General features: G+C 50.2%; 13 protein-coding genes. 12 read left to right on the forward strand and 1 reads right to left on the reverse strand.

The features are described from left to right. The first annotated feature begins 26 nt into the window (after positions 1-26). The gene (locus tag DW039_RS14395; RefSeq protein ID WP_120382067.1) at positions 27-1,325 is read left to right on the forward strand and encodes a S28 family serine protease; all 1,299 of its coding nucleotides are present in this window, start codon (positions 27-29) and stop codon (positions 1,323-1,325) included. An 85-nt stretch (positions 1,326-1,410) separates the two neighbouring features. Here DW039_RS14395 and DW039_RS14400 read toward each other — a convergent pair whose 3' ends face one another. Beyond that, complete coding sequence (locus tag DW039_RS14400) at positions 1,411-1,986, reverse strand: HdeD family acid-resistance protein (protein ID WP_005827537.1); 576 nt, start codon at positions 1,984-1,986, stop codon at positions 1,411-1,413. A 628-nt stretch (positions 1,987-2,614) separates the two neighbouring features. On the opposite strand from DW039_RS14400, the gene trpB reads away from it, so the two are divergent. From trpB to DW039_RS14460, 11 genes are all read left to right on the forward strand, one after another. Next, positions 2,615-3,793 carry a tryptophan synthase subunit beta gene (trpB, locus tag DW039_RS14410; RefSeq protein WP_120382077.1) on the forward strand — a complete coding sequence of 393 codons (1,179 nt, stop codon included), beginning with the start codon at positions 2,615-2,617 and terminating at the stop codon, positions 3,791-3,793. 52 nt (positions 3,794-3,845) lie between these two features. Continuing rightward, a complete protein-coding gene (locus DW039_RS14415) occupies positions 3,846-5,246 on the forward strand; it encodes an anthranilate synthase component I family protein (protein ID WP_057254156.1) in 1,401 nt (466 codons plus the stop codon). 146 nt (positions 5,247-5,392) lie between these two features. Then, complete coding sequence (locus DW039_RS14420) at positions 5,393-6,040, forward strand: aminodeoxychorismate/anthranilate synthase component II (protein ID WP_120382068.1); 648 nt, start codon at positions 5,393-5,395, stop codon at positions 6,038-6,040. Between the two features lie 64 nt (positions 6,041-6,104). Then, a complete protein-coding gene (gene trpD / locus DW039_RS14425) occupies positions 6,105-7,100 on the forward strand; it encodes an anthranilate phosphoribosyltransferase (RefSeq protein ID WP_005837316.1) in 996 nt (331 codons plus the stop codon). A gap of 4 nt (positions 7,101-7,104) precedes the next feature. After that, on the forward strand, positions 7,105-7,932 hold the full coding sequence (gene trpC, locus DW039_RS14430) for an indole-3-glycerol phosphate synthase TrpC (RefSeq protein WP_120382069.1): 828 nt from the start codon (positions 7,105-7,107) through the stop codon (positions 7,930-7,932). Positions 7,933-8,049: 117 nt separating this feature from the next. Continuing rightward, a complete protein-coding gene (locus tag DW039_RS14435; protein ID WP_120382070.1) occupies positions 8,050-8,673 on the forward strand; it encodes a phosphoribosylanthranilate isomerase in 624 nt (207 codons plus the stop codon). A 184-nt stretch (positions 8,674-8,857) separates the two neighbouring features. Next, positions 8,858-9,637: a tryptophan synthase subunit alpha gene (trpA, locus tag DW039_RS14440; protein ID WP_117652637.1), complete on the forward strand. Its 780-nt coding sequence runs from the start codon at positions 8,858-8,860 to the stop codon at positions 9,635-9,637. Between the two features lie 141 nt (positions 9,638-9,778). Next, the gene (gene ansA / locus DW039_RS14445) at positions 9,779-10,819 is read left to right on the forward strand and encodes an asparaginase (RefSeq protein ID WP_005827512.1); all 1,041 of its coding nucleotides are present in this window, start codon (positions 9,779-9,781) and stop codon (positions 10,817-10,819) included. Positions 10,820-10,999: 180 nt separating this feature from the next. Then, the gene (locus tag DW039_RS14450; RefSeq protein ID WP_120382071.1) at positions 11,000-13,285 is read left to right on the forward strand and encodes an LruC domain-containing protein; all 2,286 of its coding nucleotides are present in this window, start codon (positions 11,000-11,002) and stop codon (positions 13,283-13,285) included. A gap of 31 nt (positions 13,286-13,316) precedes the next feature. Further along, positions 13,317-13,676: a PleD family two-component system response regulator gene (locus DW039_RS14455; protein ID WP_016273897.1), complete on the forward strand. Its 360-nt coding sequence runs from the start codon at positions 13,317-13,319 to the stop codon at positions 13,674-13,676. Positions 13,677-13,694: 18 nt separating this feature from the next. Further along, positions 13,695-14,861, forward strand: coding sequence for a sugar transferase (locus DW039_RS14460; protein WP_035458053.1), 1,167 nt, complete (start codon positions 13,695-13,697; stop codon positions 14,859-14,861). Positions 14,862-14,875: the final 14 nt, after the last annotated feature.

Consider the following 14,875-nt stretch of genomic DNA (forward strand, 5'->3'; position numbering starts at 1 on the left):
CCGTCAGATAAAACAATCCTGTCATCATGAAGAATTTACGTAACTACTATGCAGCGTTCCTGCTGTTTGCCTTGCTGTTCGTTGCGGCTGCCGCCCCGGCACAAACCGATCTGCAGCAAAAACTGGGTCGGATTTCCGCCATTACGGAAACCCGTCCGTTGGAGTCCACCCGGTTCTCCGAGAAGTATGTAACCTATTTTACCCAGCCGTTGGACCACCGTCGTCCCGAAAAGGGCAGTTTCCGCCAGCGTGTGATTGTCTCCCACGTCGGCTTCGACCGTCCCACGGTGATTGTAACCGAAGGCTATGGAGCCGCCTATGCCCTCAACCCCAAGTATCGCGAGGAACTTTCAGAGTTGCTCGATGCCAACATGATTTTTGTGGAATACCGTTATTTCCTGGAATCCACCCCTGAGCCCAAAGACTGGCAATACCTCACCGCCGAGAATTCTGCCGACGACCTGCACGCCGTCCGCAACGCCTTTAAAAGCATCTATCCCGGCAAATGGATTGCGACCGGCATCAGCAAGGGTGGACAGACTACCCTGCTCTACCGCACGTTCTATCCGGACGATGTGGATATTTCCGTGCCATACGTAGCTCCGCTCTGCTACGGGGTGGAAGACGGACGCCACGAGCCTTTCCTCAGGAAAGTGTCTACTCCGGAGGACCGCAAACGGATTGAGGACTTCCAGTTGGAAGTGTTGAAACGGAAAGCCGCACTGCTCCCCCGCTTTGAGAAATATTGCGATGAAAAAGGACTCAAGTTCCATGCGCCCGTTGAAGAGATATACGACTATTGCGTGCTGGAGTATTCTTTTGCCCTTTGGCAGTGGGGAACTCCCGTCAGCAGCATCCCTGCCACCACGGCCTCGGACGATGAGATATTTGCCCATCTGCTCGACATCAGTAATCCCGACTACTTCATTGCCGACAGTCCCACAGCCTCATTCTTCGTGCAGGCCGCCCACGAACTGGGCTATTACGGCTACGATACGAAGCCTTTCAAGAAGTATCTTTCCATCCAATCGAGCAAGGATTACCTGCACCGCCTCATGCTCCCCGAAGAGCTGAAAGACATGCCCTTCGACAAGACCCTAAGCAAGAAAATCACGAAGTTCCTGAAAGAGAATGACCCGAAAATGATATTCATCTACGGACAGAACGACCCGTGGACAGCTGCCGGAGTGACCTGGCTGAAAGGTAAAAAGAACATCCATGTATTCGTCGAGCCCGGCGGAAGCCATCGGGCACGCATCGGCACACTGCCCGAAGAGGAAAAGAAGCAAGTGATGGAGCTGATAAATGAATGGTTGAAACAATAAAAACGGATGGTCCGTGTGGCATGAACAGACCATCCGTTTACTCCTGACAGACCATCTGTTCTACCTCAACAGATGGTCTGTTTTTTTATTCTATAATTTGTGCATCCTCAATATCGTCCACTGCCTTTACTGAAGCATCCGGTGTCTTCGGGCGGCGACGCGTAAACTTGAACCAGTTCAGCAGTTCCGAAGCCGCATAGACCAGACTGCTGATACCGATAATGATAAATGCCGTGGAGCGTACTCCCGTAGGATTGAACAGCGCAACCAAGCCGGCAAGCAGAATCAATACCGGAACCACATAAAAACCTCCCGGTACCGGCATCCAGCGACGGGCAGCGGAAAGCGAGGCAATCTGTTGCACTCCTCCCATCACCAGGATAAATCCCAATACAAATGTCAGCAAATCGGCAAAGAAACCGGGCATGATAATCAGCCACAAGCCAAACAGCAGGCTGCCCACTCCCTCGATAGGGAAACGGCTGCGCATCTCCGTGCTCTGTGCAAAGTAGCCTATGATGCTGATAAGCGAAGGCACCAGGAAAATGACACCTATCGTAATCACAAAGTAATCACCCGCCTGGTCGGGAAACATCACCAGCACCAAACCGATAACCAGCGCACATATAGCACGCAAAAATGAATAACTTAATCCTTTCATGAGTCTATGTTTTTTTGCGAAGATACATCTTTATCCGAATAACTCCACACGAAAATCCCGAAAAATCAGTTTACATTCAGCCAGGCATTCATATCTTCGGCCACAAAAAGCCAGTATAATAACAACAGTACAGCAATAACCACGCCTATGGCAACTAAATGTTTTCTATTCATAGTTTGTTCCTTTCTTTTTTTGAATGAATATTCGTTTTTACTACACTTATAAGAACAATATTTCAAGAAAAATGTTCTTATCCAGAAAAAAAGTCATATTTATTTTGGCAGTTAAAACAAAGTGCTTATATTTGTCGCGAAAACGAAGACAGGCTGCACCTCAGCATAAAAAATGAACAAGTTCATTTTATTATACATTCGGTTTGCACTGTCTTTGCCCCCGATAAAACAAAAAAAGTCAATGAAAACAATGTTAGTAAATACATATTGGTGGTGGCACCCGTTACAACTCCGACAGTCGTAAGGGAGCAGCGCTCGTATGTATATATGTAATATATAGTAAAAAACAAAAAGAGCCCTGTCGCACCAAGCGACGGGGCTTTTTTCGTTTAAGCAATAATGCGTTTTGATTTCTGAAATAGTAAATAGTAAATCGTCAAATAGTAAATAACATGATGAATTTCTTAGTTGACAAAGAAGGTTATTACGGAGAGTTCGGCGGGGCATACGTTCCCGAAATCCTCCACAAATGTGTAGAAGAGTTGCAGAACACCTACCTCAAGGTGCTGCAAAGTGAGGACTTCAAGCGTGAATACGACCAGTTGCTGCGCGACTACGTGGGACGCCCTTCCCCACTCTACTTGGCACACCGCTTGTCCGAGAAGTACGGTTGCCGGATTTACCTCAAGCGTGAAGACCTGAACCACACCGGTGCCCACAAAATCAACAACAGCATCGGGCAGGTGTTGCTGGCACGCCGCATGGGCAAGCACCGCATCATCGCCGAAACCGGAGCCGGACAGCACGGTGTGGCCACAGCCACCGTCTGCGCCTTGATGAACATGGAATGCATCGTCTACATGGGTAAGACCGACGTAGAGCGCCAGCGCGTCAATGTGGAGAAGATGGAGATGCTCGGCGCCACCGTCGTTCCCGTCACCAGTGGTAATATGACGTTGAAGGACGCCACCAACGAAGCCATCCGCGACTGGTGCTGCCATCCGTCGGACACCTACTACGTGATAGGTTCCACCGTCGGCCCGCATCCGTACCCCGACATGGTGGCACGCCTGCAGTCTGTCATCAGCGAAGAAATAAGGAAGCAGCTCCTTGAACACGAGGGACGCGAATGCCCCGACTACCTCATCGCCTGCGTAGGCGGAGGAAGCAATGCAGCCGGCACCATCTATCACTACGTCAACGACCCGCACGTGCAAATCGTCCTCGCCGAAGCCGGCGGAAAAGGTATTGAAACGGGAATGACAGCCGCCACCATCGCCCTCGGCAAGATGGGTATCATCCACGGCTCGCGCACCTACGTCATCCAGAACGAGGACGGACAGATAGAAGAGCCCTATTCCATCTCTGCCGGACTGGACTATCCGGGCATCGGCCCCATGCACGCCAACCTTGCCAAGCAGAAGCGTGCCATCGTCCTCGCCGTCAACGACGACGAAGCCATCCGTGCCGCCTACGAACTGACCCGGCTCGAGGGCATCATCCCCGCATTGGAAAGCGCCCACGCACTGGGTGCGCTGGAGAAGATGAGGTTCAAGCCGACGGACGTGGTGGTGCTGACGGTGTCGGGACGGGGGGATAAGGATATAGAGACGTATTTGAGTGATGAGTTATAAGTGATGAGTTATTTGAAAATACGAGATACAATGAAATAAAATACAAGATACAATGAAACAATATGATTATAAAACAATCAGCTGCACCATGCTCGGTGACTTGCATACGCCGGTGAGCACGTATCTGAAGGTGCGTGACATCTTTCCGCAGAGCGCACTTATGGAGAGTTCCGACTATCACGGCAGTGAGAACAACCGTTCGTTCATCGCTCTGTGTCCGCTGGCAAGTGTCAGCATAGACCACGGCACGGTTATCTTCCGCCTGCCGGACGACAGCCGCGAAGAGCATCCCATAACCGATACATACCGGGTGGAGAATGCCTTGAACGATTTCCGCGCCCGCTTCCGCGTGGAGGGCGAATACAGCAATTACTGCGGACTCTACGGATACACCTCCTTCAATGCTGTCCGCTACTTCGAGAATATCCCCGTGAAGGACAGCCGCGAAGCTACCAACGATGCGCCGGACATGCTGTACATATTATATAAGTACCTCATCGTCTTCAACGACTTCAAGAATGAGATGCTGCTCCTCGAGATGCTGGCGCCCGGCGAGACCAGCGAACTGGACCAGGTGCAGAAGGCCATCCATAACCGCAACTACACCGCCTATGATTTCCGCGCCATCGGCCCCACCACCTCTCCGCTTACGGACGAGGAGCACAAGGCGAATATCCGCCGGGGCATCGCCCACTGTCTGCGCGGCGACGTTTTCCAGATAGTCCTCTCCCGCCGGTTCGAGCAGCGTTTCACGGGCGATGACTTCAAGCTCTACCGTGCCCTGCGCAGCATCAACCCTTCTCCCTATCTGTTCTATTTCGACTTCGGGGGCTTCCGCATTTTCGGCTCGTCTCCCGAAACCCATTGCCGCATCGAAGGCCGCCATGCCTATATCGACCCCATTGCCGGAACCACGAAGCGCACCGGCGATGCAGAGCAGGACGCCCTCAATGCCCGGTACCTGCACGACGACCCCAAAGAGAACGCCGAACACGTGATGCTTGTGGACCTTGCCCGCAACGACCTCTCCCGCAACTGCCACGATGTAAAGGTGGACTTCTATAAGGAGATGCAGTATTACAGCCATGTCATCCACCTCGTCAGCCGTGTCAGCGGAACGCTCCGCGAAGAGGCCGACCCCGTCAAGGCCTTCATCGACACCTTCCCTGCCGGTACCCTGAGCGGCGCCCCCAAGGTACGCGCCATGCAACTCATCAGCCAGCTGGAACCGCACAACCGTGGAGCCTACGGCGGCTGCATCGGTTTCATCGGACTGAACGGCTCGCTGAACCAGGCAATTACGATTCGTACTTTTGTCAGCCGCAACGGTGTCCTCTGGTTCCAGGCAGGCGGCGGTATCGTAGCCAAGAGCAACGACGAGTACGAACTGCAAGAGGTGAACAACAAGCTCGGCGCACTGAAAAAGGCGATTGAGATGGCAGAAAAAATGTGAGTTTATGTACGATTTGACGATTTACGATGTACGATTTGCCATGCGGCGTACATTGCGCAGCCAAATCGTACATCGTAAATAAAGTAACTTCAATCGTACATCGTAAATCGTCAAATAGTAAATAAAATAGATTGTAAATACAAAAGATGAAAACAGTTATCATAGACAATTACGACTCCTTCACCTACAACCTTGCCCATCTGGTGAAAGAGCTTGGCGCAGAAACGGATGTGCTGCGCAACGATAAATTCCGGCTCGAAGAACTGGAGCCATACGATAAAATCATCCTCTCACCCGGCCCCGGTGTCCCCGAGGAAGCCGGACTGCTGCTGGATGTCATCCGCACCTATGCCGGACGGAAACCCATACTCGGTGTCTGTCTGGGCGAACAAGCCATCGGACAAGCGTTCGGTGGAAAGCTGGTCAATCTGGAAGAGGTGTTCCATGGGGTACAGACGGAGATAAGGATTAGGAGTGAGGGATTAGGGACGAGGGAGGAAGGATTAGGGATTAGTGATGAAGGATTGGGGGGAAAGGATTATGAAGGTATTTCTCTCGAAGAAGACTATATCTTCTGCGGTTTACCCAATAGGATTCCCGTCGGACGATACCACTCCTGGGTAGTGGATACGAAGGACTTTCCCGAAGCGCTGGCCATTACCGCCATCAGCCCCGAAGGACAAATCATGGCGCTGAAACATCGGGAGTATGACATACACGGCATCCAGTTCCATCCTGAATCGGTACTGACACCCGACGGAAAAACAATCGTAAAAAACTGGCTTTTCAAATGAGGCACTTCAGAAAAAGAGTAAATTCAATCGTCAAATCGTAAATCGTCAAATCGTAAATAAAAAGATGAAAGCAATACTCACCCGTCTCTTCAACCACGAAGAGCTTACGTCGGAGGAAACCAAACAAATCCTCCTCAACATCACCAAGGAAATGTATCCTGAGGCGCAGATAGCAGCCTTGCTCACTGCCTTCCAGATGCGGAGCATCACTGTGGACGAGCTTATCGGTTTCCGCGAAGCACTGATGGAGACACGCCTTCCCATCGACTTCGCCCCCTATCGCCCCATCGACATTGTAGGTACGGGCGGCGACGGAAAGAACACCTTCAACATCTCCACCTGCGCTTGCTTCGTGGTGGCGGGAGCCGGCTACAAGGTTGCCAAGCACGGCAACTACGGAGCCACTTCCGTGAGCGGAGCCAGCAATGTCATCGAGCAGCACGGCGTACGCTTCACCAACAACCCCGACACGCTGAAACGCAGCATGGAGGAGTGCAACATCGCTTACCTTCATGCCCAGCTTTTCAATCCGGCGATGAAGTTTGTCGGTCCCGTACGCAAGACGTTGGGAGTGCGCACCTTGTTCAATCTGCTCGGCCCGTTGGTGAATCCATGCTGCCCGGCATATCAGCTGCTCGGTGTGGCAGACCTCTCGCAGATGCGCCTATACACCAACGTATTCTATAAACTCGGCATTGACTTTGCCGTGGTCAACAGCCTCGACAGCTACGACGAAATCTCCCTGACGGATGAGTTCAAGGTGATGACCCGCAACTACGAGCGCATCTACCGTCCGCAGGCCCTCGGCTTCAAGGATGCCCGTCCCGAAGAACTCTTCGGCGGCGCATGCAAGGAAGATGCCGCCCGCATCTTCGACAATATCCTTACGGGGCATGCCACACCTGCACAAACGCAATGCGTCATTGTCAACGCCGCCTTTGCCATCCAGGTGATGGAGCCGCAGAAAGAGATTGAGGAGTGCATCGCCATCGCACGCGAATCACTGGATAGCGGACGGGCGCTGGCGACACTGAAAAAATTTATCGAGATTAATAAATGAAGCAATGAAAGATATACTGTCCGAAATCATCGCCCATAAGCAAACAGAGATTGAACTGCAAAAGCAAACCGTCTCTCTGGAACAGTTGCAGGAGCAGGCCGGAATCATCATCCGGGAGAATGCGGCCCACCACCGCAGCATGAAGCAGGCCCTTGCCGCTTCTTCTACAGGAATCATCTCCGAGTTCAAACGCCGTTCACCCTCCAAAGGCTGGATAAACGAGGCTGCCCGGGCAGAGGAAATACCTGCCGCCTACGAAGCCGCCGGCGCCGCCGCCCTCTCCATCCTGACGGATGAGAAGTTCTTCGGCGGTACGCTGCGCGACATCCGCACGGCCCGTCCGCTCGTCCGCATCCCCATTCTGCGCAAGGACTTCATCATCGACGAGTACCAGCTTCTGCAAGCCTGCATCGTAGGTGCCGACGCCGTATTGCTCATTGCCGCCTGCCTCAGTCCGGAGCAGTGTAGCACCCTCACCGCCCAAGCCCACGAACTCGGGCTGGAGGTATTGCTCGAAATCCACAGCCCTTCGGAACTCTCCTATATAAATAAGGAGGTCGACATGGTGGGTGTCAACAACCGCAACCTCGGCTCCTTCGTCACCGATGTAGAAAACTCCTTCCGGATAGCCCGGCAACTGCGCGAAGCCACCCACGGACCGGCATCCCCGCTCCTTGTTTCCGAAAGCGGCATCTCCGACCCCGAAACCATCTGCCGCCTGCGTGCCGCCGGCTTCCGCGGTTTCCTCATCGGCGAAACCTTCATGAAAACAGCCACCCCGGGCGAAACCCTGAAAAAGTTCATCCAAGACAGTCTCTTAATTAATAATTGAAAGTTGAAAGTTGATAATTGAAAGTTGATAATTGTAAATACAAAAGTCTCTCATACAGCGTTACATCGCGCAGCCAAATTGTAAATTGTAAATCGTAAATTGTAAATCGTAAATAAAATGTCTCCTCTCATCAAAGTATGCGGAATGACCGAAGCAGAAAACATCCGCAATGTAGAACTGCAAGGTGTAGATATGATTGGTTTCATCTTCTACCCAAAATCTCCCCGTTGTCTGTGCCAGATGCCCGGGTATCTGCCAGCCTGCGCCAAGCGCGTCGGCGTCTTTGTCAACGAAAGTAAGGAAAACATCCTGATGTATACCGACCGTTTCGGCCTGGACTACATCCAGCTGCATGGCAATGAAGCTCCCGAGTACTGCCGTTCCCTGCGCAATGCAGGCCTGCACCTCATCAAGGTTTTCTCCATCTTGCTGCCCAAGGACCTGCTTTCCGTATCTGCCTACAATGGTCTGTGCGACTATTACCTCTTCGACACCAAGACCCCGCAGTACGGCGGTTCCGGCAACCAGTTCGACTGGAACCTCCTGCACCGCTACAACGGTCCCACCCCGTTCCTGCTTAGCGGCGGCATCAACCCCTACAGCGTAAAAGCCCTCCGGGAGTTCCGCCATCCCTATTTCGCAGGTATCGACATCAACAGCCGTTTCGAGACGGCACCGGGAATAAAGGATGTGGAACGCATCTCAAACTTCCTGAAAGAACTCAAGGGAGGTACGATTTGACGATTTACTATTTACTATTTGGCTGCGCAATATACGCCACATGGCAAATTGTACATTGTACATGGTAAATAGTAAATAGTAAATTGTAAAATTGTAAATCGTAAAATTGTAAATCGTACCATGCAGCATATATTGCGCAGCCAAATAGTAAATTGTAAATTGTAAAATTGTAAATAGAAATAGTATGTTGAACCGCATTAACCAACTTTTCCAGGACAGCCCCAAGAATCTGCTGTCCATTTACTTTTGTGCAGGCTGTCCCAACCTCGACGGTACTGCCGACGTTATCCGTGCCCTCGAAAGAAACGGAGTCAGCATGATTGAAATCGGAATTCCGTTCAGTGACCCCATGGCCGACGGCATTGTCATCCAGAATGCCGCCACCCGCGCCCTGCATAACGGCATGTCCCTCCGTCTGCTTTTCGAACAATTGCGCGACATCCGTCGCGATGTCCGCATCCCGCTTGTCCTTATGGGATACCTCAATCCCATCATGCAGTTCGGCTTCGAAGCCTTCTGCCAGAAGTGCGTGGAATGCGGCATCGATGGCGTCATCATTCCCGACCTCCCTTTCCGCGATTACGAAGAGAGTTACAAAGCCATCGCCTCGAAGTATGACATCCGTGTCATCATGCTCATTACCCCCGAAACCAGCGAAGCCCGCGTCCGCGAAATAGACGCCCACACCGACGGATTCATCTATCTGGTGTCCAGTGCCGCTACCACCGGTGCCCAAAAAGACTTCGACACCCGGAAGCAAGCCTACTTCAAGAAGATAGAGGATATGAACCTGCGCAATCCACGCATGGTAGGCTTCGGCATCAGCAACAAGCAGACATTCGATGCCGCTTGCGCCCACTCATCCGGTGCCATCATCGGCAGCCGCTTCGTCACGCTGCTCAACGAGAAGGAAGGAGATGCGGAAAAGGCTATCAGGCAGTTGAAGGAAGATTTGAAACAGTGAGCTTATTCAAATTTCATACAATATATTTTTCGCAATGAAAAAATAAAAGAGACAAAATCTGCAAAGACTTGTCTCTTTTATTTTCTCCCCATCTCATATTTCACTATCTTTGTGCCCGAAAAAAGCTCTAATACGAATATCATGAAAGTCGATTGCCCTTCCGTACTATTGATTTACACTGGCGGAACTATCGGAATGATAGAAAATCCCGAGACCGGTGCGCTTGAGAACTTCAACTTCGACCAACTGCTACAGCATGTTCCCGAACTGAAGCGCTTCAACTACCGCATCTCTTCCTATCAGTTCGACCCACCGATCGACTCTTCCGACATGGAGCCTTCCCTCTGGGCAAAGATTGTAAAAATCATCAACTACAACTACGACAATTTCGACGGCTTCGTCATCCTGCACGGTACCGATACGATGGCCTATACAGCCTCCGCCCTCAGTTTCATGCTCGAGAACCTTTCCAAGCCGGTCATCCTCACCGGTTCCCAGCTTCCCATCGGCACCCTGCGCACCGACGGGAAAGAGAACCTCATCACCGCCATTGAAATAGCCGCCGCCAAGCATCCGGACGGTACTCCTATCGTCCCCGAAGTGTGCATCTTCTTCGAGAACGAGCTGATGCGGGGCAACCGTACCACCAAAATCAATGCCGAGAATTTCAATGCTTTCCGCTCCTTCAACTATCCCGCACTGGCAAAGGCAGGCATCCATATCCGTTATAACGAGCACCTCATCCACCGTCCCGACCCGTCACGCCCCATGAAGCCGCACTACCTTTTCGACACCAATGTCGTAGTGCTCACCCTCTTTCCCGGCATCCAGGAAAGCATCATCAACTCCGTGCTTCATGTTCCCGGCCTGAAAGCTGTTGTCCTCAAGACCTTCGGTTCCGGCAATGCCCCCCAGAAAGAATGGTTCATCCGCCAGCTGAAAGAAGCCAGCGAACGTGGCATTGTCATCGTCAACATCACCCAATGCCAAAGTGGCGCCGTCGAGATGGGACGTTACGAAACCGGTCTGCAACTTCTCCAGGCAGGTGTCATCAGCGGCTATGACAGTACCCCCGAATGTGCCGTCACCAAACTCATGTTCCTCCTGGGGCATGGACTGGACCAAGCCGAAATCCGCCACCGCATGAATTCCGACCTGGCAGGAGAAATCACCAAGATTTAGTAAAGCGGCAATACAGAGGGCATTTAGTAATATTGATAATTTTCAAGACAAACTTGCATTATCTATTCATACAAAATCGTTAAAAAGCGTTAACCAACACGCTTTTATCCCCCATTAATAAAGCTTATTAGTTTAAATAAACGTACTTTTGCTTACAATCAAGCAAAACAAATGTAAAATATGGGAGAAAATACCCTATACAAACGCTTTCTGCCGCTTGTTATTCTTACAGTAGGCATACTGCTGCAGGGTTGTAAAGACGATGTTTTTAACCCCGAAAAAGTGAAAGCAGCCTATCAAGACAGGTTTCCGGTCAAGAACATAGATCCGGCTATGGATTGGAAAATGACTCAGCAGGTCCGGGTCAATGTTTCTGTATCCGAAGATACCGGCATCGACTATACCATACGTATTTACGACAAGAACCCCTTAATCAGCCGGTCATCTGCCAAACTGCTGACAGAAGGCACCGCCAATAATACAACAGTATTTACTACCGTCATGGACTACCCTTCTGTGCTGACGAGCGCTTTTGTGTGCCGCACCGATGCACACAGCCGCAACATAGTAAAATACGTATCCATCCAAAACGGTCAGCTCCATGCCGCTTTCGGCAGTTCCCCCACAACTACACGTGCCGCATGGACACGCAGTGTCAGCATCGAGACCTATTCACCGGAAAAGTCTGAGGCAGAAATCACCGCAATGCTATCAAGTGCCGAAGAAATAAGGCCGAATACCGATTTTCAAAACGGAAAAGCCTACAAAATCTCCAAAGACAATATATATAGGAATAAAATCAGCAAGGACGGCATGGGAAGTGACAATCCGGCCATCATCATCATTGAAGGCAGCTGGGAACCCAATGGAAACAACATGACCGTTGAACGAGGCTTCGAATTCTATGTGATTGACGGAGGGGAAATCGTGATACCGGACGAGCACACCTTCACTTTAGTACAATCCAGCCGGTTTATCGTCTACGCGGGTGGAACCATCAAAGGGAACGACATCGAATTGACCAATGCATCCGGAGGCAGCTACAACTACAATGCCGGCACTATGGAAATAGATGATTTCCATGTCAGCCAGGGAGGAGCATTCTATAATTGCGGTACCGTACGTGTCGATGAAATGAATTTCGACAGCGGATGCAAATTCATCAACCAGGGCAAAGCCTATATCGGGAAAACCGACAGCAACATCACTATAGACAACGGATGCTATCTATATGCGGAAGAATTTGTAGGCACACTGAACATGGGAGACACCTCTTCTGCAGAGATAGAGGATTTCGGGGACCATAGCAACAATTACAATACCCAAATCACGATGGGTGACAACTCCATGATAACCGTACTTGATGAAGCAGAATTGTCACAAGCACAATTTATGGGTCCAAACAATGAATATGCACTGGTAAAAATCAATAAAATTGAAGATATAGGGAATTTCTCCAGCCAGGGAAACATTCATTATGAAGTGAAAGAAATTGACGATGATATCACCGAGGACATCTGGTGGGAAGCCAAATTCCTTGATGCCATCAAGAACACCGAAGGAACCATATCCAAATGGGGAGAATCCCCCATCACCATTCCTGCCGGAGACTGTACCGGTGAAGGCAACACTCCCAGCGACTCCGGCTCAGAGACACCTACCGACCCTATCCCTTATACATACGTGTTCGAGGATAATTTTCCGTTGGTAGGCGACTATGACTTCAACGACGTGGTTTTAGACGTAGAAACAATTCTTCATACTGAGGGAAAGACAAACCACATCAAGCGCATCCAGCTCGATGTGACCCTTGCTGCTGCCGGAGCGTCCAAAGCTCTTGGTGTAGGCCTTCGTATAGTAGGTATCAGCAAATCCGACATTAAAGAAATTACCACCGGAGGAGCCGACAGACGATTCCAGACATCGTTCGACGACCCGTACAGTCTGTTTAACTACAACAGTGGCACACACATGGAAGATGGGGATCCCAGTGTCGTTATCCCTATTGCGGGTGAAGTACACAACGTATTCGGTAGAAGCCCCGGAACTATGATTAATACCGGAGGAACCAGTATCACAGCCAATATGTATACCTATGAAATAATCATTGAACTGGCAGACCAGACGAAGACCGAACCCCTGTTTTCCAAAGACAACCTCGATTTCTTCATCTGTTACCAATATAAAAGTATGCAGCAGCGCATGGAAGTCCACCTCTACGAGTTCTGGGGATATGGAGCCACCGCTGCCGGAACCGTACAACAGGAAAATCTTGATTTGGCAGGTAACAACACATGGGCTATCTGCGTACCTTACGGATTCCGTTATCCGATAGAGACTATCAACATTTCACGTACAGACAACCCTACGGCCAGCGCCTATCCGGATTTCATTTATTGGGCAAAGAATCGCAGCAGCCATCAGGATTGGTACACAAATCCGGTGAAAGCAAATGTATATAGATAATATGAAAAACAGCAAACAATTAGCATAAACAATGAAGAAAATATTATTTGTAGATGACAAACCTGCCATAGGCAAGGTACTCTCGGTGTATTTAGGTAAAGAAAACGAACTGGTATATTTTGAAGATCCCCTCCGGGCGATAGAATGGTTGAATGAAGGGAATGAACCTGCTCTCATCATTTCAGACATCCGCATGCCCAGAATGAACGGCAGTGAATTCCTGCACTACCTGAAGGGAAACGCACTTTTCAGACACATCCCGGTCGTTATGCTTTCCAGCGAAGAGAGTACCACCGAACGCATCAACCTGCTTGAAGCCGGAGCTGAAGACTTCATTCTGAAACCCTTCAACCCTATGGAACTGAAAGCCCGTATCAAGAAATACCTCTAACACACACAACAAATGGATATGTTATATTATATTTACATAGGTAATGACCGGTCCACCATCAATCACTTGAGCAAAGTGACAGGAGGCATGTTCATGGCTGTTTCCTCCAGCAACAAGGCAGCAAAGGTCATCGACAGCATACGCGAGCGATATAACACTTCCATTCTTTACGAGCAGAACGAACCTCTAAAAGACAGCCAAGACATTAGCTTCCTGCACAAACGTTTCCCGCGCGTCTATATCATCCTCATCACTCCGGGGCTGCAGACAGAAAGCCGCAAGGTTTATTTGCAGGCAGGGGTCAACAATACCCTCCCCCCCCAAGCTGATGAAGAGAGCATCCGGCAGATGACAAAATTTCTCCAACTGCGCAAAGAACATAAGCTACAAGAGTTCAGCCAGTCGCACCGCAAGATATTCAATACCTTCCACCTGCCTATGTGGAAACGTATCTTCGATATACTGTTTGCGTGTGCAGTACTCATTGTGCTTTCTCCGCTACTCATTGCCACAGCAATAGCTATCCGCATGGAGAGTAAAGGTAAAGTGATTTACAAATCCCAGCGCGTGGGAAGCAACTATCAGATATTCAATTTTCTGAAGTTCCGTTCCATGTACACCAATGCAGACAAGCGCCTGAAAGAGTTGAATGCCCTCAATCAGTATAGGATAGAAGAAACGTTGACGGACGAACAACCGGACATTCGTTTCGACGACCTGACAGGCACTTCTGAAGAAGAGGCTTCATTGCTCATTTCGGATGATTTTGTCATCACCGAAGAAGATTTTCTAAAAAAGAAAGCTCAAGAGAAGCAAAATACATTTATAAAAATAGAAAACGATCCCCGCGTCACCCGCGTAGGCCGTTTCATCCGGAAATACAGTATTGACGAGCTGCCGCAACTGTTCAACGTCCTCAAGGGCGATATGAGTATTGTAGGCAACCGCCCCCTGCCCCTCTACGAAGCAGAACTGCTGACCAGCGACGCATATATCGAGCGCTTCATGGCCCCCGCCGGACTGACAGGGCTGTGGCAAGTGGAGAAACGAGGCGGCGCCGGAAAAATGTCTGCCGAGGAGCGCAAGCAACTGGACATTAAATATACCAAAGAATTTTCATTCTGGCTGGACATGAAGATATTGTGCAAGACGCTGACGGCGTTTGTGCAGAAAGAGAATGTATAAAATAATAATTAAGG

Source organism: Bacteroides sp. AF39-16AC (assembly GCF_003602735.1).
GTDB classification, from domain to species: domain Bacteria; phylum Bacteroidota; class Bacteroidia; order Bacteroidales; family Bacteroidaceae; genus Bacteroides; species Bacteroides uniformis.